The organism is Roseicyclus persicicus (assembly GCF_012395815.1).
Classification (GTDB): Bacteria; Pseudomonadota; Alphaproteobacteria; order Rhodobacterales; family Rhodobacteraceae; genus Roseicyclus; species Roseicyclus persicicus.
The window spans coordinates 18,939-43,454 of sequence record NZ_JAAZQQ010000002.1 but is presented as its reverse complement, the minus strand read 5'-3'; the positions used below and the strand labels follow the sequence as shown (position 1 = coordinate 43,454).

Sequence of the window (24,516 nt, the reverse complement as noted above, 5' to 3'; positions counted from 1 at the left end):
ATGGCTGCAGAGGACGACCTCGCGCTGGCGGAGCGCCTCGCGCGGGAGGCCGGCGTGATCCTGCTCGGGCACTGGGCCGCGCGCGGGCGGCTGCGGGTCGACACCAAGCGCGCCGGCGACTTCGTGTCCGAGGCCGACCGCGCCGCCGAGGACCACCTGCGCGCCGGCATCGCCGCGGCGCGGCCCGGCGACGGCTGGCTCGGCGAGGAGACCGGGGCGGCCGGCGGCGGCGGACGGCGCTGGATCGTCGACCCGCTGGACGGCACCACGAACTTCCTACGCGGGATCGGCCACTGGGCGGTGTCCGTCGCGCTGGAGGAGGCGGGCGTGCTGACCGTGGGCGTCGTGCACGACCCGGTGAAGGACGAGACCTTCGCCGCCTGCCGCGGACGGGGCGCGGCGCTGAACGGGCAGCCGATGGCGCCCGCCGACACCGCGGACCTGTCGCGCGCGCTGTTCGGCACCGGCATTCCCTTCGGCGGCATGGCCCATATCGACGACCACGCCGCCGACATCGCCCGCCTGATGCCACGCTGCGCCGGGGTGCGGCGGATGGGGGCTGCGGCGCTCGACCTCGCCTATGTCGCGGCCGGGCGGCTGGACGGGTTCTGGGAACGGCGGCTGCAGCCCTGGGACATCGCGGCGGGGCTGGTGCTGCTGCGCGAGGCCGGGGCCGAGGTGGCGGGCTGGGCGCCGGGCGAGCGCCCCGAGGATCTGGGCAACGTGATCGCGGCCACGCAGGCGCTGTTCCCGGCCTTCGCCGCGACGGTCCGCGGCTAGGGCAGCCGCGCGAACAGGTCGCCCGAGGCCGCGTCGGCGGGCAGCCCCGCCAGCCACTCGCGCGCCGCCGCCCCGTCGCGCCAGTCGGGCCAGAGAAAGCCCGACCGCTCCCCCACCACCGGGTTGAAGCGGTAGGGGCCGAGCTCCTCCAGCCGGGCGATCACACGGGTGGTCAGCGAGGCGAACCCGGGCAGGTATTCCACCGACAGCATCGGCACCGGCCGGGACAGGCCCGACAGCACCTCGATCTCGAACCCCTCGACGTCGATCTTGACGTAGGCGGGCACCCCGTGCCGCGCGATCAGCCCGTCGAGCGTGACCATCCGGACCTCCTCGGTCCGGTCCCAGCGCACATGGCCGAAGCCCGGCGCCGCCGGGGCCGCATCGACGAAGGCCGCCTGCAGCGACGACACGGTGGGGTGGCGCGAGGACACCGCCATCCGCGCCACCGTCTCGGCACCGCCGGCCGCCGCCTCGATCAGCACGATGTCGCGCGGCAGGGTCAGGCGCAGGTAGCGCGCGAACAGCGCCTGGGGTTCCAGCGCCACGACGCGGGCGCCGGCCCGCCGCATCGCGCGGGTCCGCGTGCCGACATGGGCGCCCACGTCGATCACCAGGTCGCCGGGGCGCAGGATCTGCCCATAAAAGCGGCGCCACGCCCGCACGGTCGCGGGATTGTGATAGATCACGAGCGACCTTGCGAGACCGAGCCAGCGCTCCATGTCCTCACCCTTTCCGACACATTCGCCCAGAGATAGCGCGGCGATCCGCGCGTCCAGCCCGCGACGCCGCAGCGACACGACGCGGACACCCTTGCCAGCGCGGCCACCGCCCTAGATAGCGGGGTTCGACAGGGAACACAGGTCTGCCATGCTGACAAGCCCACTTGCCGCCTCCGGATCCGCGATCGCGGTGCCCGACCGGCCCGACCAGCACGTCGTCACGCCCGCCCTCGCCCCGCGCGGGATCGAGCGGTTGCACCGCATCCGCGGCGACCTGCGGCTGGGCCTGCCGGTGATCCTGCAGGACGGCGGCGACTCGGTCCTGGTGGCCCTGGTGGAGACGGTGACCGACGCACGTTACGGCGCGATGACAGCGCTCGGGCAGCCCGAGCTGGTGCTGACGCGGCGCCGGGCCGAGGCGCTGGGCGCGCTGCCGCCGATCCAGGGCGACACGCTGCGCCTGCGGGTGCCGGCGGGGGCCGATCTGGCCTGGCTCGCGGCGGTCGCCGGGCAGGCGGGGCCCGACGCCCCGACCGGCGGCGCCAGCCTGCCGATCCTGCAGGCCGGCACCGCGCTGCACCGGGCCGCGATCGAGATCGCCAAGACGGTGCAGGTGGTGCCCGCCGTGCTCGCCGTGCCGCTGGCCGGCCGCGACGGCGGCGCGGTCGCGGCGCTGGGCCTGACGGCGATGGCGCTGGCCGAGATCACCGGGGCGCTGGACGAGGCCCGGAGCCAGACCCGCGTCAGCTCGGCCCGGCTGCCGATGGACGCCTCGGCGGCGGGGCGGGTGCACGTGTTCCGCCCCGACGACGGCGGCGCCGAACACTACGCCATCGAGATCGGCACGCCCGACCTGTCCGGGCCGGTCACCGTGCGGCTGCATTCGGCCTGCTTCACCGGCGACGTGCTGGGCAGCCTGAAATGCGACTGCGGCCCGCAGCTGCGCGGCGCGATGGCGGCGATGGCGGCGGGGCCGGGCGGCGTGCTGCTGTATCTCAACCAGGAGGGGCGCGGGATCGGGCTGGCCAACAAGATGCGGGCCTACGCGCTGCAGGATGCGGGTCTGGACACGGTCGAGGCGAACCACTGGCTCGGCTTCGAGGACGACCAGCGCGATTTCCGCATCGGCGCGCAGATCCTGCGCCGCATGGGCATCGGGCAGGTCCGGCTGATGACGAACAACCCGGCCAAGGTGGCGAGCCTCGGCGCGCAGGGGATCGAGGTGGTGGAGCGCGTGCCGCTCCGGGTCGGCCGCACGGCGCAAAACGCCCATTACCTTGCGACCAAGGCCGCCAAGTCGGGGCACCTGCTGTGACCACGGCGCCCGCGCTCTGGTGTGTCGGCCCCGGGCGGGCCGAGACGCGCCCCGGCGCGCTGGGCGAGGGCGTGGCGGTGGAGATGCTGTATTCCGGCATCAGCCGCGGCACCGAGCGGCTGGTGTTCGAGGGCCGCGTGCCCGAGACCGAGCATGACCGGATGCGCGGCCCGGCGATGGAGGGCGCCTTTCCCTTCCCGGTGAAATACGGCTACTGCGCCGTCGGCCGCGTGGCCGAGGGGGCGCTGGCGGGCCGCGCGGTCTTTGCGCTGCACCCGCACCAGGCGCGGTTCCGCCTGCCCGAGGCGGCGCTGACGCCGCTGCCCGACGCGCTGCCCCCCGAACGCGCGGTGCTGGGCGCCAACATGGAAACCGCGCTGACGCTGGTCTGGGACAGCGGCGCCTGCCCGGGCGACCGCATCGCCGTGATCGGCGCGGGCGTCGTCGGCGCGCTGGCCGGCTACCTCGCCGCGCGGCTGCCGGGGGCCGAGGTGACGCTGGTCGACACCAACCCCGCCCGCGCGCCGCTGGCCGCCGCGCTCGGCTGCCGCTTCGCCCTGCCCGGTGACGCGCCCGCGGACTGCGACGTGGTCCTGCACCTGTCGGCCTCGGCGCCGGGGCTGGCCACCGCCATCGCCTGCGCCGGTCAGGAGGCCACCGTGGTCGAGGGCAGCTGGCACGGCGCGGGCACCACGCCGGTGCCGCTGGGCGGGGCCTTCCACAGCCGCCGCCTGCGCCTCGTCGGCTCGCAGGTCGGCCATGTGCCCCCCGCCCGCGCACCCCGCTGGAGCTACGCCCGCCGCATGGCCAAGGCGCTGGAGCTGCTGGCCGACCCCGCGCTCGACGCGCTGATCTCGGGCGAGACCGCCTTTGCCGACCTGCCCGCCCGCTACGGCGCGATCCTGTCGGACCCCGACACGCTTTGCCACCGCATCCGCTACGACGCTGCTTAAGGAGACCCCATGTTCGCCGTCGAAGTCCGCGATCACATCATGATCGGCCATTCCCTGCCCTCGCCCGTCTTCGGCCCCGCCCAGGGGCTGCACGGCGCCACCTTCACGGTCGACGCGGCCTTCTTCACCGACGACATCGACCAGCACGGGCTGGTGGTGGACATCGGGCTGGCGACCGAGGCGCTGGCCGAGACGCTGGCGCCGCTCCGCTACAAGAACCTCGACGAGGTGCCCGAGTTCGCGGGCAAGTTCACCACCACCGAGTTCCTCTGCGGCCACATCTTCGAGGCGATGGCGACCCGGGTGCGCGCGGGCAAGCTGGCCGACGGCGGCCGGGTCAAGAAGCTGCGCATCACGCTCCACGAAAGCCACGTCGCCCGCGCCTGGTACGAGGCGGAGGTCTGATCAATGGGCTTTTCCGCCGACTGGCTGGCCTTGCGCGACCCCGCCGACCGGGCGGCGCGTGACGCCGTGCTGGCCCGGCGGGCGGCCGAGGCGGCGGGGCCCGCGCCGGTGATCGTCGACCTGGGCTGCGGCACCGGGGCGACCTGGCGGGTGCTGGCGCCGCTGTTGCCGGCCGGCGCGCGCTGGCGCTTCGTCGACAACGACCCCGCGCTGCTGGCCATCGCGGCCGCGGCGGCGGGGGACGGGGCCGAGGCGGTTGAGGCCGACCTCGGCGACCTCGACGCCCTGCCGCTGGCGGGCGCGACGCTGGTCACGGCCTCGGCGCTGCTGGACCTGATGCCCGAGGCCTGGGTGGCGGGCCTCGCCCGCCGGCTGGGGGTGCCGTTCTACGCGGCGCTGAGCTACGATGGCCGGATGGACTGGACGCCGGACGACCCGCGCGACGCCGCCGTGACCGCGGCCTTCAACCGCCACCAGCGCGGCGACAAGGGGCTTGGCCCGGCGCTGGGGCCCGATGCCGCCGACCGCAGCGCCGCGATCCTGCGGGCCGCCGGGTTCGACGTGCTGACCGCCGACAGCCCCTGGGTGCTCGGCCCCGACATGGCCGCGCTGCAGCGCGAGCTGACCGACGGCATCGCCGCCGCCGCACACGAGGCCGGCGCGCCGGAGGCCCCGGGCTGGGGCTGCGACCGCCATGCCGCCGCCGACCGGACCCGGTGCCGGATCGGGCACCTCGACCTTCTCGCCCTGCCCCGCCCTTCCCCAGCCGAGTCCAGCCATGCAGTTCGTTGACGTCACGCCCCGGGTCTGGAAACGCCTGCTCGCGGTGCAGCAGGGCCTTGCCTGCACCTGCTGCGGGCGCTGGAGCCCCGGGGAACGCGCCGCGCTCGACCTCTACGGGCCGCTCGCCCGGCGCGACGTGGGGCCCGTCACGGTCGGCCAGATCGGCCAGTCGCTGGACGGGCGGGTCGCCACCGTATCGGGCGACGCGCGCGACGTGTCGGGGCCGGACGGGCTGGCGCATCTGCACAGGATGCGCGCGCTGGTCGACGCGGTGGTCATCGGGGTGCGCACCGCGCTGCACGACACCCCGCGGCTGACGGTGCGGCTCTGCGCCGGGCGAAACCCGGCCCGGGTCGTGATCGACCCCCGCGGCCGCCTGCCGGACGACGCGCCGGTGCTGGCCGACGACGGGGCGCGCCGGATCGTCGTGCAGGCGGTCGACCGGCCGCGCCCGGCCGGCGTCACCGCGCTGCACCTGCCGCTGCGCGACGGGCAGCTCGACCCCGCCGAGATCCTCGCCGCGCTGCAGGCCGAGGGGCTGAACAGCGTGCTGATCGAGGGCGGCGGCATCACCATCGCCCGGTTCCTCGAGGCGGGGCTGATGACGCGGCTGCAGGTCGCCATCGCGCCGCTGCTGATCGGCGGCGGGCCGCAGGGCCTGACGCTGGCCACGCCCAGCCCCCTCCTCGCCGATGCGATCCGGCCCGAGATGCGGGTGTTCTCGCTGGGCTCGGACGTGGTGTTCGACTGCGGCCTGACCCCCGAGGCCGTGGCCGCCACCGCCCCGCTGCACCTCGGGCGCGACGGCGTCTCGCGGGCCTGACGGGCGACCCTTGCGGCGGCATCCCCCGGAGCGGGGGGTGCGGGGCGCGGCCCGGGCGCGCACAGGATCGCCTTGAACGTCTTGGGCCGGGTGGTAGTGTCCGAGGCCTCGGGCGTCGGGGACACGGAGGGTCAGCGTGGTCGGTGCAGATGGGCCAGCCTGGTGCGCCGCGATCGCGGCGCAGGCGCGGCTGACACCGACGGCGCCCGCGCTGATCGGGCTGGACCCGCGCGCCGAGATCGGCCTGGCGGCGCTGTCGGACCGGATGACACGGACGCGCGCGGCGCTGGCCGGGCTGGGCCTTGCCCCCGGGCAGCGGGTGATCCTCGAGGTCGGCCGTGGCCCCGAGGCGGCGGCGGCGCTGGTGACGCTGGGCGCCTGTCTTGCCGTGGCGCCCGCCGCCGCGACCCTCGGCCCCGACATGCTGGACGACCTGCTGGCCCGGGTGCGCCCGGGCGCCGTGTTCGCCGCCGCCCCCGACAGCGCGGTGGCCGCGGCGGCGCGCCGGGCCGGCTGCCCCCTGATCCTGCCGGCGCCTGCGGGCGACTGGCGGGCCGACGGCCCCGCCCGGGCGACGCCCGCGCAATGGGACACGGCGGTCGCCTTCCTGCTGCCGACCTCGGGCACCACCGGCACGCCGAAGCTGGTGCCGCTGCGCCACACCGCCCTGGACCATGTGGCGGCGCAGGTGCGCGGGTGTTTCGGGCTTGGGCCCGACGACCGCGCGCTGACGCCGATCACGCTCTCGCATGTCAACGGCCTGTCGATCGGGCTGATCGCGCCGCTTGCGGCGGGCGGGGCCGTCCTGCTGCCCGAGACCGCCGGGGGCGAGGCGGCGCTGGCGCTGGCGGCCGGGGCCGGCGCGACCTGGGCCACCACCGTTCCGACCGTGCTGCACGACCTCGCGCTGGCGGCCCGCGCCCGGCCCGACCTCGCCCGCGGCCTGCGGCTGCGGTTCCTGCGCTCGGCCTCGGCCCCCTTGCCGGCGGCCACGCGGCGGCTGGCCGAGGCGGCACTCGGGGCCGAGGTCCTCGAAGGCTACGGCATGACCGAGGCGGCCAGCTTCATCGCGCAGCAACGGCCCGGCGCGGCCCGGCGCGACGGCTGGGTCGGGCCAGCGGCGGGGGTGGAGATCGCCATCGCCGAGGACGGCGAGGTCCTGTTGCGGGGGCCGGGCGTGATCACAGCCTATGCGTCGATCCCCGAGGCGGGATCAGGGGCCGAGGCGTCCAGCTTCACCGCCGGGGGCTGGCTGCGCACCGGCGATCTGGGCGAACTGGACGCGGCGGGCAACCTGCGGCTCGTGGCGCGGCGGAGCGAGATCATCAACCGGGGCGGCGAGAACATCGCGCCGCACGCGATGGAGGAGGCGCTGCGCGCGGTGGCGGCGGTGGCGGCGGCGTTGGTGTTCGGCGTGCCCCACCCCACGCTGGGCGAGGTCGCGGTCGCCATGGTCCGGCCCGCGCCGGACGCCCCGGCCCCCGACCCGGCCCGGATCCGCCTCGACGTCGCCACCCGCGCCGGGCCGGGGCTGACACCCGATTGCGTGGTGCTGGCCGACCTGCTGCCCGTGGGCGGCACCGGCAAGCCCGATCGCCGGGCCGCCCGCGCCCGCTACCTGTCGGATGCCGCCGCCCGCCCGGTGGATCCGCCGCAGGGCGCGCTGGAACTGCTGCTCGCCGATGTGCTGGCCGAGGCCAGCGGCCGCCCCCGCCCGCTGGACCGGACGACGGATTTCTTCCTCGCCGGCGGCGACTCGCTTGCCGCGGTGCGGGCGGCGGCGACGCTCGGGCGGCTGCTCGGGCAGCCGGTGGAGCCCGAGGCGCTGTTCCTCGCCCCGACGGTGGCGGCGCTCGCGGCGCGGCTGGCCGCGGCCGGGGGCGGCGGCATGGTCGGGCTGATCGACGACGTCGCGACCGCACTGGCCGGGGGGCGGGCAAGATGACCGACGCCCCGGACCTCTCCGCCGCGGCCCTGCGCGACGCGCTGCTGCGTCGGCATGGCGCGCAGGAGGGCGCGCCCGAGCCGCCGCACGAGGACGGCGGCCCCCTGAGCCTGAGCGGCGAGCAGCTGGCGATCTGGACCGCGGACCAGGTCGACGCCGCGTCGAGCGCCTTCACCATCACCCGGACCTGGCGGATCGAGGGCGCGCTCGACGCGGCCGCCCTCGAACGCGCCCTGGCGCGGCTCATGGACCGGCACCCGGTGCTGCGGCTGATGGTTCGGCTGGAGGGCGGGGTGCCCACGCCCGCGCTGGCCGATCCCCGGCAAATCCCCCTGCAGGTCGAGATCGCCCCGCGCGACCCGGCGCAGCAGGAGGCGTGGCTCGACCGGCGGATTCGGCTGCACGCGACCGGGCGCATCGACCTGGCCGCCGAACCGGCCTGCCGGTTCCGGCTGTTCGTGCTGCAGCCGACCCTCTGCATCCTGGGGCTGTCGGTGCATCACATCGCCTTCGACGACACCTCGATCGGCATTCTCGCCGCCGAGATCGGCGATCTCTATGCCGCCGAGACCGGGCAGGCCGGCCCGCCGCCGCCGGCGCCCACGGGGCCCGCCCCGGTCGCGCCGCCCCGCGCACCGGCCGGCACGCTGCCGCATCGGCCCCTGCCCTGGCCGGTCCCGGGCCGGCTGAGCCAGGACGCGGGGCGAAACCTGGCGGTCGCCCGCCGCAGCACGGCCCTGCTCCGCGCCGACGGGGCCACCCTGCTGGCGGAGATCGCCCGCAGCCGCGGGCTGACCACCTATTCGCTCTGCGCCGCCGCCTTCGCCGTCCTGCTGGGGCAGTTCTGCCACAGCCGCGGCGTGGCGGTGGGGGTGGCCTACTCGATCCGCCGGCCCGAGGCCGACCGGCGCCGGATCGGGATGCTGATCGGCTACGCGGGCGTGTCGCTGGACCTCGACCCCGGGCTCGGGCTGGCCGAGCTGGGACGGACCTACCAGACCGAGCTGGCCCGCATCCGCGCGGGGGACGCCGCCGCCAGCGCCGAGGGGGTCTGCGCCACCTTCCTGCGCTACAACCGCTACGAGAGGCCCCCGGAGCTGCCGGGCCTGGCCACCTCGGTCCGGCGCCTGCCCGAGGAAAGCGTGCCCACCGATCTGGCCGCCGACTTCCGCGAGACGCCCGAGGGCCTGGAATTCTCGTTCCGCACCCGGGTCCACCTGTTCACGGATGCCGACCGCGAGGCCCTGCTGGCCGCCTACATGCGGCTGGTGCACCGGCTGCTCGCCGACCCGGACCTGGCCGTGGGCGATGTCGACCTGACCGGCGCCGACGACACCGGGCGGCACGCCGCGGCGGCGCTCAACCCCGCGCCCGAGGGCTGCGACCGGGACGACGTGCCGGCGGCCTTCGCGGCGGCGGTGGCGGCCCATCCCGGCGCGGCGGCCCTGCGCGCGGGCGAGGCGCGGAGCGACTACGCGACGCTCGACGCCCGCAGCCGCGACCTCGCCGCCTGGCTGCGCGAGGATCTCGGCCTCGACGAGGGCATGGCGGTGGGGATCATGCTGCCCCGGGGCGAGGCCCTGCCGGTCGCCACGCTGGCGGTGCTGCGGGCCGGGCTGGTGGTGGTGCCCATCGACCCCGACTACCCCGACGAACGGATCGGCCGGATCGTCGCCGCCTCGGGCTGCCGGGTGATCCTGTGCCCCGACGCCGCGGCGGCCGCCGCCGTCGCCACGGTCGCGGCGGCCGGCGGCACGGGCTGCCGGGCGGTGGCCCTGCCCCCCACGCCCGTCCCCGGCCGCCCGGCGCCGCGGCTGGGCGACCGGTCGCCCGCGCGGCCCGCCTGCATCGTGTTCACCTCGGGAACCACGGGCCCGGCCAAGGGCGCGGTCATCCCCCATGCGGCGCTGACGCGGCTGGCCTTCGGGTCGTTCCCGGTGCGGCCCGGGCCGGGGGACGGGATCGTGCAGCTGGCGTCGCCGGGCTTCGACGGGGCCTTCATCGAGATCTGGGGCGCCCTGCTGAACAGGGCGGAGCTGATCTGTCCGCCCCGGACGCCCGCGACCCTGCAGGACTTCGCCGAGGTCGTGGCGTCGCCCGGATGCACCATCGCCTTCCTGTCGACGGCGCTGTTCAACGCGCTGGCCGACGAGGATCCGGGCTGCTTCGCGCGTCTGCGGCAGCTGCTGGTCGGCGGCGAGGCGCTGTCGCGCCCCCATGCCGAGCGCATCCTCGCGGCGCATCCGGGGATCACACTGTGGAACGTCTACGGCCCGACCGAGAACGGTGCCCTGACCACCGGCGGCCCGATCGGGCGCGAGCATGGCGACGCGGTCTCGGGGCCGATCGGGCGGCCCCTGCCCGGCAACAGCGTCGTCATCGTGAACGCGGCGATGCGCGCGGTGCCCTTCGGCTTCGCGGGCGAGCTTCTGGTCGGCGGGCCGGGCCTGGCGCTGGGATACAATCAGGACCCCGAGCGCACGGCGCGCGCCTTCGTCACCGTCCGGCCCGAGGCGCTGGGGCTGCCGGCGGGGCCGGCGCTGCGGCTCTACCGCACCGGCGACCTGTGCCGCTGGCGGGCCGACGGATCGGCCATCGACCATCTCGGGCGGATCGACGCGCAGGTGAAGCTGAACGGCTACCGGATCGAACCGGCCGAGATCGAGGCCGCGCTGACCGCCCTGCCCGGGGTGCGGGCCGCGGCGGTGCGCGCGGTCTGCGACGGCCCGGCCGGCACCGTGACCGCGCTCGAGGCGTTCTTCGAGACCGAGGCCGATGCCGCGGCGCCGACCTCGGCCGCGCTGGAGGCCGAGGCGCGCCGGGGCCTCAGCCGGCGCCTGCCCCGGCAGCTGATGCCGGGCCGGCTGGTGCATCTGCCCGAGGGCCTGCCGCTGACGGCGAACGGCAAGATCGACCGCCGCGCGCTCGACGGCCTCGCGGCCCGGCGCCGCGCGCAGGAGGCCGGGGGCGACACCGCGGCGCGCGCCGCCGACCCGCGCCTTGCCCGGATCTGGACCGACCTGCTGGGGCCGGTGGGCCTGGGCCGGGAGGCGGATTTCTTCACGCTGGGCGGGCATTCTCTGCTGGCGCTCCGGATGCTGGCCCGCGTCGAGCGCGAGCTTGAGACGACGGTCGAGGCCGCGGCCTTCCTGCGCGACCCGCGGATGGGGGTGCTGGAGGACGCGGTCGCCGCCGGCCGGGCCACTGCGCCCGCGGCTGCCGCGGCGCGGTCGGCGCTGTCGCTGGTGCTGCGGGCGGGCAACCCGGCGCGGCCGCCGCTGGTCTGCCTGCCGGGCCTGACGGGCGAGCCGGGCTGGATCGCCAACCTGCTGCCGTTCCTCGACCCGGGCGGGCCGTCCATCCTCGGGCTGCGCGCGCCCTGGACCGCCGCATCGCCCGACCGCCCGGCCGACCTGGAGGCGCTCTGCGGTGTGTTCGCCGACACCATCGCCGAGACCATCCCGCCCGACCGCCCCTTCGCCATCGCGGGGTATTCCCTGTCGGGCTACCTCGCGGCGGCGCTGACCGCGGTGCTGGAGGATCGGGGCCGCCCGCCCGCGCAGGTCATCATGGTCGACCCCGGCAACACGCTGGTCCCGCGCCGGCGCGCCACCACGGGCGAGGAGCAGGGCACCACGCGGCTCGACTGGCTCGAGACGCTGCGCCGCGCGCACCGCGCCCGCCCCTTCGTGACGCGGGCGGATTTCATCTGGTGCACCCGCGGCTACCCGTGGCCGCGCCTGGCGACGCCGCGGGACTGGTCGATCCTGGCCCGCGGCGGCCTGGCGGTGTGGCCGGTGGACATGATGCACCTGGAGGCGGTGCAGCGGGCGGTGGCGCCACAGCTGGCGCAGACCGTCGAGCGGATCATCGCCGGCGACGGGTCGCCGCCGGAGCAGCGGCAGGAGGCCTGGACCGACGCGCAGCTCGACGCGCTGCACGCGGCGGTCGCCGCCGCCCACGGCCCGGACCCCTCCGCCGCGATCCCGCTGTTCGACGCGCTGCTGCGCGAAACCGGGGCGCTGCCGCTGGTGGTGGACGTGGAACGCCTGCAGATCCTGGCCGAGGCCGGGGCGCGCGCGCGGCTTGCGCGGGAGGCGGCGGCGATGCTGCTGCGGCCCGGACGGGTCGACATCGGGGCCTGGCACGTCACGGCCCACGCGCTCGACACGGCGGGCCTGGCCTGGCTCGGCGACCGGCTGATCGCGCGCGGGCATGGCGGTGCGCGGACGGTCGGCCGCCCGGGGACCGGGCTGCAGCGGGTCGCGCGGCTGCTGTCGCGCGGGCGCGACGCCGAGGCGGCGGGGCTGGCCGCGCTGCTCGACCGGGACGGCCCTGATCGCGTGGACGCGCTGCTGGCGCAGGCCTGCGTCGCCCGCATGACCGGGCAGCGTGGCCGGGCCTACGACCTGAGCGCCCGCGCGCTTGCGCGCAGCGAGACCCTGCTGCCGCATTACGAGGCCGTGCTGCGCCTGGTTCTGGTGCCGCAGGACGACGCCTTTGCGCTGTCACTGATCGACGCGGCGGAGGAGCTGTGGCGGGGCGACCCGTCGATCGCCGGGCTGCGCCGGCTGTGGGCAGCGAAAACAAGCGAAGCAGTGCCTCAGTAGGCGCGGCCGACCAGCTCGGGGTCGGCCCTGAGGGCCGCGTCGAGGATCTCGGGCAGGTTCGCCACCATCTCGTGGCTGGCCTGCGACCGGGTCACAGGCGCGGCCTCGGCCGGCATTCGGACCCACACGTCGAGGAACCGCATCGCCCGCCTGAGCTGGCCCGGCCGCCCCGGGCCGATGGCATCCTCGTAGGCGATGACCAGCACACGGGCGCCCAGCCGGGCAAGCTGGGCCTGCATCTCGCGCCGGGCCTCGCGGTGGGCGATCGCGGCGTCGACGATGACGGCGGGGTCGAGGTAGATGCCGCCGGCGGGCCGGTCGCCCCGGAACCTGTCGGTCTCGAGCCAGACGCCGCGCTCCTCGGCGACGGCGGCCGAGATCGCCTGCCCGATCGCATCGCGGCGGATCAGGTGGATGAAGGGCAGCCGGTGCGCCACCAGCCAGCGCAGCAGGGTCGGCGTCCGGCCGGGCGCCTCGGCCCCGAAGCGGAAGCAGTGGTCGTACTTGATGTCGAGCAGGAAGGGCGACGGCTCGCCGCGCGGGTCGCCCTGCGGCACGCGCGCCTGCAACAGCGCGAGGTAGGCGGCGATGGCGCGGTTCGGGTCGAGGATCAGGTCGCGGGTGTCGAGGGCGCCCTCGCGCACCACGGTTTCCAGCGTGTGGCCGATGTCGATCGCCTCTCCGTGGCCGTCGAGGCTGCGGTCATCGAAATGACCGAAGGGCTCGACCGGCGCACGGAAGCCGGTGACCTGCGACAGCAGCAGCTTCAGGTACTGCGTGCCGGTGCGATAGTCGCCCAGCAGCACGGCCGACCGCCGCAGCAGGTCGTAATCCAGCATGGGGCCGTCCCCGGCCGCCGTCCTTGCATCGTCAGGCATGGGCGGCGGGCCCCCGGGGTCGGTCAGAAGCGGCTGCTGAACTGCAGTTCGATGTAGGACGAGTCGACGTCGAGGTTGCCGTTGCTGCCCCCCTCGGCCCAGGCCCCGGTCAGCACGAGTTCGAGGCCGTTGCCCAGCGGCGCCTGCACGCGCAGGCCGAGGGCGCGGCGCTCGTAGTCGTCTTCCCACAGGAGGTTGGCCGTCGGGCCGACCATCACGCCGCCCACTTCCCAGACCGCGTAGGCGCTGGTGTAGGTGGTGTGGAAGACGCTGTCATACTCGGCCAGCGCGGAGAAGTTGCCCTGCCCCGGAAGCACCGCGTCGTATTCGATGGCCGCGAAGCCGCCCACGCCGTCCTCGTCGACGAGCGGAGCCACCAGCGGGCTGTGGGTGCGCTCGCGGGAGCTCACACCGCCCCAGAAGGTCAGCTTGTTGTCACCGAACGGGATCGCGTAGCCGAGCAGCAGGCGCAGCGTGTCGATGGTCCCGTCGACGGAGGTGCCGCCGACGTTGAAGCCGTAGTTGCCGCGCGCGATGTCGCCGCGCAGGATCAGGCCGCTGTCGAGTGAGTCGCCGAAGCTGTAGCGCAGGCTGGCCGAGACGTATGTCGAGTCGTTCTCGGCCGAGTTGAAGATGCCGATGATCTCGGTCTCGTTCGCGTGGGCCGGCAGCGCCGAGACGCCAAGGGCCATCGCGGCGACGACGGCGGAGGTACGGATGGATCGGGTCACGGCGGAATCCTCGCGCGTCAGATGTTCATGATGCGGCCGAAGCCGCCGGTCGCAGCGTCCTGCTGCGGGGACTCGAGCGCCCGGTCGACGGCGGGCTGCAGCCGCGCGGTCACCGCCGCCTCGACCCGGGCCAGCGTAGCGAGGCGCGCACGGGCCTCGGCGACCATCGGGCTGTCGGGGTTCTCGAGGATGAAGCGCGTGTAGGCCTCGGCGGTGTCGGTGGTGCGGGTCTGCATCCACTGCGAGGACTGGTGCTCGGCGGGGCGGATCGGAAGCGCCGACGTGGCCGTGCTCGCGCCGATCAGGGGGATCGCCGAGACGAGCAGGCGAAGGAAGGAACTGAACGACATCTTCATGGCACGGTCTCCCTGCCGTTGTGATTTGCAAGCGAAACGTATCTTTCGTCGGGCCCGCACACAATGGCTGTCTTCGCGCGACGAAAGTTTCAGGCCCCGGCCGTGGCATTCCAGCCATCCCACCCCGGGGAACTAGCGATCAGGCCGAGGTCGACAAGGGTTCGGGGCCCCTCGCACGGCACGCTCCAGGGCGACAGGAACCCCCCGCCCGCGCCTGCCGCGCCCGCCTCGACCGGGGCGGCGAGCGCACGGTAGAAGCGGGCGCCCATGAAGTGCTCCTGCCGGTCGATCGCCTCGGCCAGCCGGGCGCGGATGTCGCCGACGAACTTGTAGTGCAGCAGGCCGACGCGGACCGACGACAGCGGCAGGTGGGTGTGCTGGTGGTTGGTCACCAGGTAGGCGACATCGGGTGCCATGCGGATCAGCGGCGCCTTGGTCATCATCAGGCTGCGGCCGGTGAGCCGCGACCGGAGCCCGCCCTGCACGAAGACGTAGGGCGGGGTCTCGCAGGGCAGGAAGCTGTAGTCGCGGTCGACGTAGCGGCTGGCGGCGAAGGGGTCGCCGCCCCCGGCGGCCTCGGCCGCGGCGGAGGCCAGATCGGCGGGGTAGATGTCGATCATCGCGCCGGCCGCGCCCTCGGCCCCCTCGGCCTCGAGGAAGTCGAGGAAATCGCGCAGGCTGCGGCCGGCGTCCATGTGCGGAAAGACGAAGGCCTCGTCCATGTCGACATGCAGGCACCAGTGGCCGGCGCCGAAGCGCCGCAGCAGGTGGTTGACCCAGAACACGCCGCAGCCCGAGCGGCGGAAGCTGCCGCCGGCATGGAACAGGGACACGTCGGGTTCGGCCAGGAGCCGCTCGCGGGTGCCGTCGGTCGAGCCGTTGTCGACGATGAAGAACTGCGCCACCCCGAGCCGGCGGTAGTAGGCGAGGAACCAGTCGATGTACTCGATCCCGTTGAAGACGGTCAGGAACAGGAACACGTCGCGGGGCGACCCGGCGGCGGCGTCGTATTTCAGGGCAAGGCAGTCGGGATAGGCCGAGCGCGCGTTCAGCGCCACCGGGGCCGTCCGGGCAAGGTGGCGGGTCCAGCCGGCGCGGGCGGCCGCGTGCCGGCCGGCCCGCTGCTCGAAATAGAGGCCGAAGGGCTCCAGCCCGGCCTCGCGCCGGAGCCCGGGGGGCAGGCCCTGCCACAGCGCCTCGGCCGCCGCGTCGCGGCCGAGCCCGATCAGCAGGCGCAGGCGCAGCCGGGCATAGCCCGCGTCCTCGCCGGACATGTCCGCGAAGGGGGCGATCATGTCGAGCGCGCGGTCGAGCCCGACCTGCGCGGCGCCGTAGAAATAGGCGAAGGAGGCCACCACCATGGCCGGCACCCGCGCCGGCACGCCGGCGGCCTCGGCCTCGGCCAGCGCCGCGTCCAGCTGCCCGTCGCCGGGGCGCTGGCAGACCAGCGCGAGGCGGGCTTCGTGGTAGGCCCATTCGGAGCGCGGACGCAGCTCGGCCAGCAGGCGCTCGGCCAGCTCGAATTCGCCGAGGTCGGCGGCGGCGGTGCATCGCAGCTGCAGCAGGTCGGTGCGCGCCGGGTAGAGCGCGGCGGCCCGGTCGAGAAGATCGGCGAAGTCGCGCAGCCGGTCGCAGTTCCAGGCCGCCTCGCCGGCCGGCGCATAGAGCGACCAGCTCCACGGCGCCTCGGCGATCAGGGGGAACAGGCGCTCGCACACCTCCTCGTGCCGGCCCAGCGCCGCCCTGACCCGCGCCTCGATCGCCGCGGCGGCCTCGGCGTCGTCGCCGATCGCCGCGGTCACGTCCTCGGCCTGCAGGAGTGCGAGCGCCGCCTCGGGCCCCTCGGCCACGAGCCGCGTGCGGACCGCGAGAAGGGCGAGCGGCTTGCGCCAGCCGCCGGCCCCGCGCTCGGCGTCGAGAAGGGACTGGGCGGCGGCGGTGTCGCCCCGGCGCAGGTCGGCCTCGACGATGCGCGCGACCAGCGCCGCGCGCAGCCCGCCCGTGGCCCCCCCGGCGATGGCCACGGCCTCGTCGCGGCCGCGCACCGGGTCGGCGCCCGAGGCCGCCAGCAGCACGGCGGTCATGTCCCAGGTGCCGGGCGCCTCGGCGGGCCGGGGCGTCGCGGCAAGAACGGCGGCGGCGCGGTCGGGCCGGCCCGACCAGAACAGAAGCTCGGCCAGCGGGCAGGCGACATCGGGCGCCGCGGTCAGCGCCACCAGCCGCTCGCTGGCGGCGATCTCGGACCGGCGGTCGCCGGTGGCGCGGGCGCGGCGGATGGCGGCGGCCAGCACCTCGGTCGAGGTCTCGCCGGCGATCAGCGCGAAGAGGTCGGCGCCCTCGGCGGCGAGGCCCCCGAGGGGGCGCTCGGGCCGGTCCAGCCAGCGGGCCAGCGGCGTGTCGGACCAGTCCTGCACCGGCGGCCGGGGGGCGGCGGTGCGCCGGGCGAACAGGGCCCGGGTCAGGCGGGTGAAGGCGTTCGCCATGGCTCAGCCCTCCATCAGCGCGCGGACCGGGCGGCCGGGGGTCTCGGCGAGACGGCGGGCCAGCGTGGCGAGAAAGCCGTCGCCGTCGGGCACGCCGTCGAGCCCGAGGCCCAGCAGGCGCCAGGTTTCGGTATAGACATGGATGTTGCGGGCCTGCGCCAGCCGCGGCGCGCGGGCGACCTCGGCGAAGGGCGCGAGCAGCCGCCCGGTTTCCATCCAGCCGAAGGGGTTCAGGAAGGCCACGGGCAGGACGTGGTAGGCGGGATCGCCGGCCAGCCCGTCGCCGACCAGCTCGGCCAGGAGCTGCGGCCCGATCCGGGTGAAGCGGATCTCCTCGGCGGCGCGGATCGCCCGCGCGCGGTCCAGCGCCCGCCGTTGCAGGGCGCAGCCGGCGGGGGCGGCCATCATCGCGCCGTTCAGGCCCACCACCCCGGCGTCGATGCGTTCGGTCGCCAGGAACCGCGCGCCATCGGGGTCGAACAGGTCGAGGTTCAGCACGTCGGTGTCGGTCCACATGCCGCCGCGCTGCGCGATCAGGGCATAGCGGAACAGGTCGGAAAAGGCGCCGAGCGAGCCCTTGTGGATGCCGCTGCTCCGGCTTTCGGCAAAGAGATCGGATGCCGGCAGGATCGCGGCGGCGTCCAGGATCTCGACGCCCTCGGGCACGTTCTCGGGCATCTCGTAGACGTAGAGCGCGTAGCGCCACCCGTTGGCGAGGAAGGACCGGATCGACAGCTCCTCGATCCAGCGCAGCCGCGGGCCGACCCAGAGCGACTGGGCCAGCGGGCGGCCGGCGCTGCGACGCAGGGCGGGGGCGGGGTGATCCCCGGTCGCCTGCCCGGTGTCCGCGCGCAGGCGGGCGGCGGCCTTGATCTGGTCGGCGCGCATGGCGAGGAACCAGGGCGCGTGCCCGCCGTTGCGGACGTGATCGAGGATCTCGGCGGCGGCCCCGGTCTCGTCGCGCTGCACATGGGCAAGCGCGCGCAGGCACAGCGCGGCGTGACCGACCGCGGGCGTGTTCAGCACGGCGTCGTCGGTCAGCGACAGCACCTCGCCCCAGCGCCCCTCGGACCCCGCCTGCCGCGCCGCCATGTAGCGGCGCTTGGCCTCGTCCTCGGGGGCGTCGCCGTCGCAAAGGTCGGCATGGGCGGCCACGGCGGCGGCGATGGTGTCTTCGGTCTGGCCGGCCCCGAGCAGGTAGTCGGCCAGCCGCGCCCGGTGCAGCGGGTCCGGCAACGCCCGCGCCGCGGCAAGGCCGCCGAGATAGTCGGTCTGGCGCAGCAAGGTGGCATAGACCGACAGGAGCGGGCCGAGGTCGGGCCGGCCGCAATCGGCCGAAAGCGGCGCCACGAGGTCGGCCGCGGTGCGGCGGTCGGTCTCGAACACGCTGCGGGCGAGCGTCTGGAACTGCCAGAAATCCGGCACGAAGCCGGGATCCCCGCGCAGCAGGTGCCGCCACAGGGCGAACAGCCGGGCGGACTGGCCGTGCAGGAAGGTCGCCGTCAGCATCTCGTACTGCACGTGGTAGGGCAGCCTCGGCAGGAGCGGCCAGAGGCGATGCAGCGCGAGGCCCATGCCGACACCGGGCGGCAGGGCGCGGGCCGCGTCCTCGACCATGCCGCACAGGAGCCAGGGGTCGCGGTCGGCGGTCGCGGCGTGATCGGCGTCGATCAGCGCGAGGGCGGCGCGCACCTTGGCCCCGCCCAGCTGCCCCGAGGCGCCGAGCAGCAGCACGGCGCGCCGCGCCAGCGCGAGGCGGACATCGTCAAGGGCGGCGCCCTGCGGTTCGGGCGGCAGGGCCGCAAGCCGCGCAAGCGCGGCCTCGCCGTCCTCGCGGTCAAGCTCGGCGGCGGCTGCCAACAGCTCCTCGTTTGACATCGCCGCCTTTCCGGTGATCCTCGACTCACGGGCGCCCGATGGGGCGCCGGCGCTCTAGCAGACAGGGAAATCCCGATGCAGGCAACCCGGCCCGCGGTGTATGGCGGCATCCTCTGCGCGGATCCCCCGATCACGCTGGGCAAGCGGCGGCTGGCCGAAGGGGCCGTGGCGGGCCTGGTCGGCGACTACCCCGAGCTGTTCGAGGGCCGGGCGTCGTACCACATCCTGACGCTGGCCTGGGCCCATGACCGACCCGCCGAGGTGGCGGCGCTGGCCGCCGACCTGGCCCGGTTGCGGCAGCGCCTGCCGCTTGCGCGCGTCCTGGTGCTGGCGAACTCCGAGGCCGAGCTGCAGGCGCTGCGGGGCGCCGGCATCGCGGCCAGCCCGGGCAACCTGCTGGCCTTCGGCGATGAATCCATCTTCAGGCCCGTCGCCCCGGCCGAGCCCGGGGAGTTCGACGCCGTCTACGTGGCCGTGCTGGAGCCCTACAAGCGCCATGCGCTGGCCGCGGCGATCGACCGGGCGATGCTGGTCTACTGGCGCCCGACCCCGGCCGACATCCTGCGGGTGATGGCCGACCTGCCCCGGGCGGAGTTCATCAATCACCGCCTCGGCGACGGCGCCTACAGGGCCCTGTCCGGTCCGGACTATGCCGGCCAGCTGGCCCGGGCGCGGGTGGGGCTGTGCCTGTCCGAGCGCGAAGGCCCGATGCGGGCCAGCATCGAATACGCCCTGTGCGGGCTGCCGATCGTCACGACCGAGGCGACCGGCGGGCGGCTGGAGATGCTGCCCCATCCCTTCGCCCGCGTCGTGCCGGCCGATCCGGCGGCGGTGGCCGCCGCGACGGCCGAGCTGGCCGCCGAGGGCGCCCCGCGCGAGGCCGTCCGCGCGGCCGCCCTCGCCCGGCTGCGGGCCGAGCGCGACCGGGTGATGCAGGGCGTGGCCGACTGGCTGCGGCGCGAGGCCGGGGCCGACACCCCGGTGCCGGGCATCGCGGACATGATCGCCGTGCGGCTGTTCCGCGACCGGCCGCCCGCCGTGGCCCTGGCGCCGCTGTGGCGGGGCTGAGCGGTCAGGCCGGCCGCGCGACCACGGCCAGCACGTGCCCGGCCACGACGGCGATCCGCCCCTCCAGCAGGGGCGGCGCATGTCCGGCGACCGGGGGAAACCGGGCCTCGAACCGGCCCCCGGCGAGGTCGAGGCCGATCGCGATGTCGCGAAATCCGACCTGCCCGCCCTGCGCCTTGAAGGCGGCCTCCTTGGCCGAGAACAGCGCGAAGGCCATGGACTGCGCCGCCACGCCGTCGCTGGGCAGGGCCGCGCGTTCGGCGTCGGTCATGTAGGACGGCCACATGGCCGGCTCGGGGCCTGGCGCGGCCTCGATGTCGATGCCGAGACCGGCATGGTCGGCGCGCCGCGCCACGGCCGCGAGGCAGGCGGTGCGGCTGTGGCTGATGCTGCCCACCATGGCCTCGGGCCAGACCGGCGCCCGGTCCCGACCAACGGGAAGCGCCGCCGGGGGCAGGCCCAGCGCCGCCATGGCCTGCCGCGCGGCCGCCCGACCGGCCGAGAACTCGGCGGCGCGCCGCGGCACGGCGCCGTCCAGCGCCTCGCCGGGCCACAACGGGTGGTGGTGGCCGGGGTCCGCCCAGGCCCAGCCGATGCGCGCCCCGCAAAGGTCGCGGGCGGCGGCGGCGAGCGCGGCGCCGGGCGGCCGGTCTTGCGGTGGACGATGCGGCGGCATGGTCGCGGCGGCCCCTTCCTGCGGTCCGGCCCGGAGGCTAGCCCGGGCGCCGCCCGCCGCCAAGGTCGCGGGCGGCGGCGAGCGCCACGGGCGGCGCCCTATTCGCCGAGGGACGCCACGAGGCGGGCGTGGTTGTGCACGAAATACGCCATGGAGCGGTGGATCGTCTCGTCGAGGCCGAAGCGGGGCGACCAGCCGATCGCCCGCAGCTTGGAGATGTCGGGCAGGCGGCGGTCGCAGTCCTCGTAGCCCTCGCCGTAGAACGTGGCCGAGGGCACGTCGACGATGGCCGGCACCGGCGCCCCGGGGCAGAGCCGGCGGTAGTGGCGCACCATCAGCTCGGCCAGGTCCCGGATCGAGGTCTCGTTGGCGGGGTTGCCGATGTTCACGACCTGCCGGTTCATCGCCTCGGGCGCGTCGATGATCGCCCGCAGCGCCGAGACCGCATCGTCGATGTAGGTGAAGCAGCGGCGGCTGCGCCCGCCGTCGACCAGCTGCAGCGGGCGGTCGTAGACCAGCGACGACATGAAGTTGGCGAAGACGCGCGGGTTGTCGTCGCGGCTCCAGTCGCGCGAGAACTTGTCCATCAGGGGGCCGACGAAGTTGAACGGGCGGACCAGCGTGTAGTCGAGCCCGTGCTCCTCGCCGTGGGCATGGATCATCCGGTCGAGCAGCTGCTTGGCGCAGGAGTAGATCCAGCGGGTCTTGCCGACCGGCCCGAGGACGAGATCGGTGTGATCCTCGCGGAAGGGTTCGGCACTGCCATGGGCCTTGCCGTAGACCTCGGAGGTGGAGAAATGCAGGAGCCGCTTTCGATGCCGCACGCAGGCCCGCACCACCGTCAGGCAATCGAAGAGGTTCAGCTGCACGACGTCGAGGGGGCGGTTGAGGAACATCGCCGGGTGGACATGGGCCGCGAGGTCGACCACCAGGTCGCTCTCGGCGACGATCTCGTCCACGCGGGGGTTGCCGTCGGCGATGCTGAGGGGCTCGAAGCTGTAGGCCGCGTTCTCGAAGCGCAGCGCCAGCTTGCGCTCCTCGAGGTCGAACAGGCGGACCTCGTGCGCGGTGTCGCGGGACAGGTGATGCGCGAGGTTGCTTCCGACGAAGCCCGACGCGCCGAACATGGCGATCTTCATTCCGTCTCCCGTGCCGATGCGAGGATGGCCGCGGCGGTGTCCCGGTCCAGCTGCATCTCGATCCCCGCGGCCGTCCTGGTCGAGGGCAGGACATGGGACCGGAAGTCGTAGCCGTACATGGTGGACATGACCTGGAAGGTGGTCGTGCGGTAGTCCGCCGCGATCAGGCTGTCGATGCGCAGCGGGCGCCCCAGCCGGTGCATGATGTTGGTGAGCGCGCCGCCGTTCTCGGTGACGATGTGGGTGGCGGCGGCGAAGATCCGTTTCTGCTGCCCGACCGACAGCGCGCCCGGATCGACGCGGTCGAATCCCGCCGCGCAAAGGGCCTCGACCAGGATGTCGTAGCCCCGCGTGACGCGGCGGAGGAAAGCATTGCTGCCGCGGATCAGGGCGATGCGCGGCCCGATCGGCGCGGGCGGGTCGGCGGCGGGGGTGGCGGCCGAGATCCTGTCCCAGGACGCGCGGTCGAACCGGTAGGGATCGAGCAGGTAGAGCGACCGGCAGCGCAGCCGGTGGCCATGGCGGTGCACCACGATGCGCCGCCGCCCGGCGACAAGGGGCTGCAGGAAATCGGCGGCCTTGCTGTGGAGCAGGAAGGCCTCGGACACCAGCAGCGGGATGGCCGGGTCGATCCCGAGATCTTCGGCCTGGAAGATGCGGGGCAGCAGGCTGTGGGGCGCGTCGAAAAAGGAGCCCTCCCACAGGTGCTGCAAATGGATCGCGGCGTCGATCGGCGCCTGCTCGGGCGGCTCGGCGGGGCCTTGCTCGGTGGCCTTGCGCGCGGCCAGCCCGGCGGCCGTCTCGGCGCGAACGAGCGAGGTCGGCTCGACGGGCCGACCGTCGAGCAGGATGCCCCGGTGCAGCGGCTCCACGACGATGTCGCCGCGCAGGAGCCACGCCTCGCAGCGCCGGGGCGCAACGGCGCGGGTATAGACGTCGAGGGCGTAGGTGGGGTCGTCCGGCAGGCACAGGGGGTGCCCGTCGAGGGCCACGCCGGGGCGCCAGCCTTCGTGGATCAGGGTCTGCCCCGCCGCCGCGTCATTTGATGCGGCTGTTCCGACCGCGACGTCCCCGCCCCCTGCCCCGGTCGGGGCGCCTCGGAGGGGAAGGTCCTGCAATCGGTAAGGCACTGGTCTGCTCGTCCTGGACTTGCCCTGCGAGCATGGCGACGCGTCGGCGCGCGGACAAGCCGGAGGTGTGGGGGAGCGACGTTCTGTCGGGGGGCGATGGTCCTGGTGCGGGGCGGGATCAGGGCCCGATGGATGGGCGGGGCGGCGGCGCTGAGCGTCGGGTTGGAGGAGGCGCGAAAGGGATGATGGCGGGTGCGCTGCAGGCTGCGGCGAGGCGGTAAAGGGATGAACCCTGGGAGGGCGCGACGGGCAGAAGGCGTGCGTGATGGGGGGCGGCGTGGATTTGGACTGCCAATCTTCTGGTCGGAGGGATGGAACAGACAAGTATTCAAGATATTGATTATTAACAGTATTTCAGATTTCAACCCATTGCTGCCCTGCCCCGCAAAGTCCAATATGAACGGCCATAGCGAGACGCCGTCATGACTCCCGCTCGCTCGACCTTGCCGACAGGTCGCTTGGGAACGTCTGGCTTACAGAGCGTCCTGTTCATCTAGTTCGTTTCGGGAAATGCATGATCACGTCCACCGTCAGAGGTCGGAGAGGTAGGGCTCGTTGCGCTCATGTTCAGTGCTCTCATAGGCAATAACAAGAGGATCTTCTTCCTCCCCCCATCCCTGGTCCAGCCAAGCGTCCTCATCGCCCCCCTCGCCGGAAGGGATGATGTCGCAAGTGCCGTGCTCATCGTCATGCACGGGCTGCATGGAGTTGCGCGGCTGGTCCAGGTCCATAGTGCTGCTGCGCGCGAAATGTTCTACATTCTCCCGCGCCTCGATGGACGGGTCGGGATAGCCCAAGACGCGCGCCTTCCTCGCTCTCGCCCTCATCACCTCCTTCTGACGCCGCGAGCGGGCCTCCTTCTCACGCTTCCATTCCTGGAACTCCACACCCGTAGCGTCGATTTCCACGACCTTGCCGTCTTCATCCAGTATCGGAAAGCTATGACGAACCCTGAAAGAAATTTCGCCCGCCCCCTCGCCTCGGGTGAGGCTCGGATCGGGCTGGTCGAGACCGATGCGCCGGCGGATGGCATTGACAGCCGGCTGACGGGGAAGCCGCTTGATCACGGTCTCCTCGCTCGTCACCCCTCCCCTCGATACCGTCCTCCGCGTGAAGCCGAGGCCCCGCATCTGTGCCTTCGTCGCGCTGGAGAGATCGAGCTCGAGCTCGCCGGTGAAGGGGTTGGTGACGTAGAGATTCGTCGCTTCTTCGAAGGCCTCCTCCTCGACCAAGTCGGCGAAGCTGCTCGCGGGAGACTTCGGGCTGGACGGCCTTTCGCGAAGGTAAGACAGCCTCTGGCGGATGGGACGGAGCGCGAGCAGGATGGACGAGACCCAGGCTGCGGCACGGGGAGGATACCCAGCTTCCACCGCCGCGCGAGGCCCGTCGAAGTGCTCAAGATAACGAGCGACAAAGGCCTCTCGCCACCTTCTGCAGAGGGGCTCGGAGGGGGTCGGCTCCTCGCGATCGTGGTAGACCTTCAGGCGTTTGGTCACGACAGGCCTCCTTTTTGGCGTTTGTTCGACAGGTGACGGAAGATAGCAGTGAGGGCCTTACTCCTCGCGGAGATGGCCTCGGAGAGGTACCGGTCCTGAAGGCTCCTCCCACGCCCACCCGAGGTGGAGACGGCGTCTTCTCCAAGCCATAATGGGGCACAGACGGGCGCCACGGACGCCGTGGTGGGGTAGCAGCTCCCACGCGACGACCTCGCAGTGTCTACGCGCCCCTGTGCCACTGCGAAGGTGAAGGCGAGGTGGTAGGGCACACAGCCCATACCGAAATGCTCCTCCACCTCCTCCAGCCGCGCTCGGATGCTCGCCTCATCGGGCTTCGACGACGTC

At 74.4% G+C, this 24,516-nt stretch carries 19 protein-coding genes; 9 read left to right on the top strand and 10 right to left on the bottom strand.

What is annotated here, in order from left to right; translation table 11 throughout:
* Nucleotides 1-780 carry an inositol monophosphatase family protein gene (locus tag HCU73_RS05405; protein ID WP_168622421.1) on the top strand — a complete coding sequence of 260 codons (780 nt, stop codon included), beginning with the start codon at nt 1-3 and terminating at the stop codon, nt 778-780.
* On the opposite strand, the gene HCU73_RS05400 is transcribed toward HCU73_RS05405, so the two are convergent.
* Entirely contained in the window at nt 777-1,502 is a 726-nt protein-coding gene (locus HCU73_RS05400; protein ID WP_168622420.1) for an FkbM family methyltransferase, read from the bottom strand. The genes HCU73_RS05405 and HCU73_RS05400 overlap by 4 nt on opposite strands.
* Before the next feature lie 148 nt (nt 1,503-1,650).
* On the opposite strand from HCU73_RS05400, the gene ribA reads away from it, so the two are divergent.
* The 7 genes from ribA (at nt 1,651) to HCU73_RS05365 (ending at nt 12,336) form a co-directional block, all read left to right on the top strand.
* Nucleotides 1,651-2,817: a GTP cyclohydrolase II gene (gene ribA, locus HCU73_RS05395; RefSeq protein WP_168622419.1), complete on the top strand. Its 1,167-nt coding sequence runs from the start codon at nt 1,651-1,653 to the stop codon at nt 2,815-2,817.
* The gene (locus HCU73_RS05390) at nt 2,814-3,770 is read left to right on the top strand and encodes an MDR/zinc-dependent alcohol dehydrogenase-like family protein (RefSeq protein WP_168622418.1); all 957 of its coding nucleotides are present in this window, start codon (nt 2,814-2,816) and stop codon (nt 3,768-3,770) included. The genes ribA and HCU73_RS05390 overlap by 4 nt, the downstream gene beginning before the upstream one ends.
* A 9-nt stretch (nt 3,771-3,779) precedes the next feature.
* Nucleotides 3,780-4,175, top strand: coding sequence for a 6-pyruvoyl trahydropterin synthase family protein (locus HCU73_RS05385; protein ID WP_168622417.1), 396 nt, complete (start codon nt 3,780-3,782; stop codon nt 4,173-4,175).
* A gap of 3 nt (nt 4,176-4,178) precedes the next feature.
* Nucleotides 4,179-4,967 carry a class I SAM-dependent methyltransferase gene (locus HCU73_RS05380; protein WP_168622416.1) on the top strand — a complete coding sequence of 263 codons (789 nt, stop codon included), beginning with the start codon at nt 4,179-4,181 and terminating at the stop codon, nt 4,965-4,967.
* Nucleotides 4,954-5,781 (top strand): RibD family protein, encoded by an 828-nt coding sequence (locus tag HCU73_RS05375; protein ID WP_168622415.1) that lies wholly within the window; start codon nt 4,954-4,956, stop codon nt 5,779-5,781. The genes HCU73_RS05380 and HCU73_RS05375 overlap by 14 nt, the downstream gene beginning before the upstream one ends.
* Nucleotides 5,782-5,917: 136 nt before the next feature.
* Entirely contained in the window at nt 5,918-7,726 is a 1,809-nt protein-coding gene (locus HCU73_RS05370; protein ID WP_168622414.1) for an AMP-binding protein, read from the top strand.
* Complete coding sequence (locus tag HCU73_RS05365; protein ID WP_168622413.1) at nt 7,723-12,336, top strand: non-ribosomal peptide synthetase; 4,614 nt, start codon at nt 7,723-7,725, stop codon at nt 12,334-12,336. The genes HCU73_RS05370 and HCU73_RS05365 overlap by 4 nt, the downstream gene beginning before the upstream one ends.
* Here HCU73_RS05365 and HCU73_RS05360 read toward each other — a convergent pair.
* From HCU73_RS05360 to HCU73_RS05340, 5 genes are all read right to left on the bottom strand, one after another.
* Complete coding sequence (locus HCU73_RS05360) at nt 12,330-13,175, bottom strand: hypothetical protein (RefSeq protein ID WP_168622412.1); 846 nt, start codon at nt 13,173-13,175, stop codon at nt 12,330-12,332. The two genes, HCU73_RS05365 and HCU73_RS05360, sit on opposite strands and share 7 nt — an antisense overlap.
* Before the next feature lie 62 nt (nt 13,176-13,237).
* Nucleotides 13,238-13,945, bottom strand: coding sequence for a cellulose biosynthesis protein BcsS (bcsS, locus tag HCU73_RS05355; protein ID WP_168622411.1), 708 nt, complete (start codon nt 13,943-13,945; stop codon nt 13,238-13,240).
* A 17-nt stretch (nt 13,946-13,962) separates the two neighbouring features.
* Entirely contained in the window at nt 13,963-14,301 is a 339-nt protein-coding gene (locus HCU73_RS05350; RefSeq protein ID WP_168622410.1) for a hypothetical protein, read from the bottom strand.
* A gap of 89 nt (nt 14,302-14,390) precedes the next feature.
* Complete coding sequence (locus HCU73_RS05345) at nt 14,391-16,784, bottom strand: glycosyltransferase family 2 protein (protein WP_168622409.1); 2,394 nt, start codon at nt 16,782-16,784, stop codon at nt 14,391-14,393.
* Nucleotides 16,785-16,787: 3 nt separating this feature from the next.
* Nucleotides 16,788-18,662 (bottom strand): glycosyltransferase family 32 protein, encoded by a 1,875-nt coding sequence (locus HCU73_RS05340; protein WP_168622408.1) that lies wholly within the window; start codon nt 18,660-18,662, stop codon nt 16,788-16,790.
* Nucleotides 18,663-18,737: 75 nt separating this feature from the next.
* On the opposite strand from HCU73_RS05340, the gene HCU73_RS05335 reads away from it, so the two are divergent.
* On the top strand, nt 18,738-19,730 hold the full coding sequence (locus HCU73_RS05335) for a glycosyltransferase family 4 protein (RefSeq protein ID WP_168622407.1): 993 nt from the start codon (nt 18,738-18,740) through the stop codon (nt 19,728-19,730).
* A gap of 4 nt (nt 19,731-19,734) precedes the next feature.
* Here the strand turns inward: HCU73_RS05335 and HCU73_RS05330 are convergent, their stop codons facing one another.
* The 4 genes from HCU73_RS05330 to HCU73_RS05315 form a co-directional block, all read right to left on the bottom strand.
* Nucleotides 19,735-20,406, bottom strand: a complete 672-nt coding sequence (locus HCU73_RS05330; RefSeq protein WP_168622406.1) for a 4'-phosphopantetheinyl transferase family protein — start codon at nt 20,404-20,406, stop codon at nt 19,735-19,737.
* Nucleotides 20,407-20,504: 98 nt separating this feature from the next.
* On the bottom strand, nt 20,505-21,545 hold the full coding sequence (locus HCU73_RS05325; protein ID WP_168622405.1) for an NAD-dependent epimerase/dehydratase family protein: 1,041 nt from the start codon (nt 21,543-21,545) through the stop codon (nt 20,505-20,507).
* The gene (locus HCU73_RS05320) at nt 21,542-22,537 is read right to left on the bottom strand and encodes a glycosyltransferase 61 family protein (protein ID WP_168622404.1); all 996 of its coding nucleotides are present in this window, start codon (nt 22,535-22,537) and stop codon (nt 21,542-21,544) included. The genes HCU73_RS05325 and HCU73_RS05320 overlap by 4 nt, the downstream gene beginning before the upstream one ends.
* Nucleotides 22,538-23,205: 668 nt before the next feature.
* The gene (locus HCU73_RS05315) at nt 23,206-24,171 is read right to left on the bottom strand and encodes a hypothetical protein (RefSeq protein ID WP_168622403.1); all 966 of its coding nucleotides are present in this window, start codon (nt 24,169-24,171) and stop codon (nt 23,206-23,208) included.
* Between the last annotated feature and the right edge of the window lie 345 nt (nt 24,172-24,516).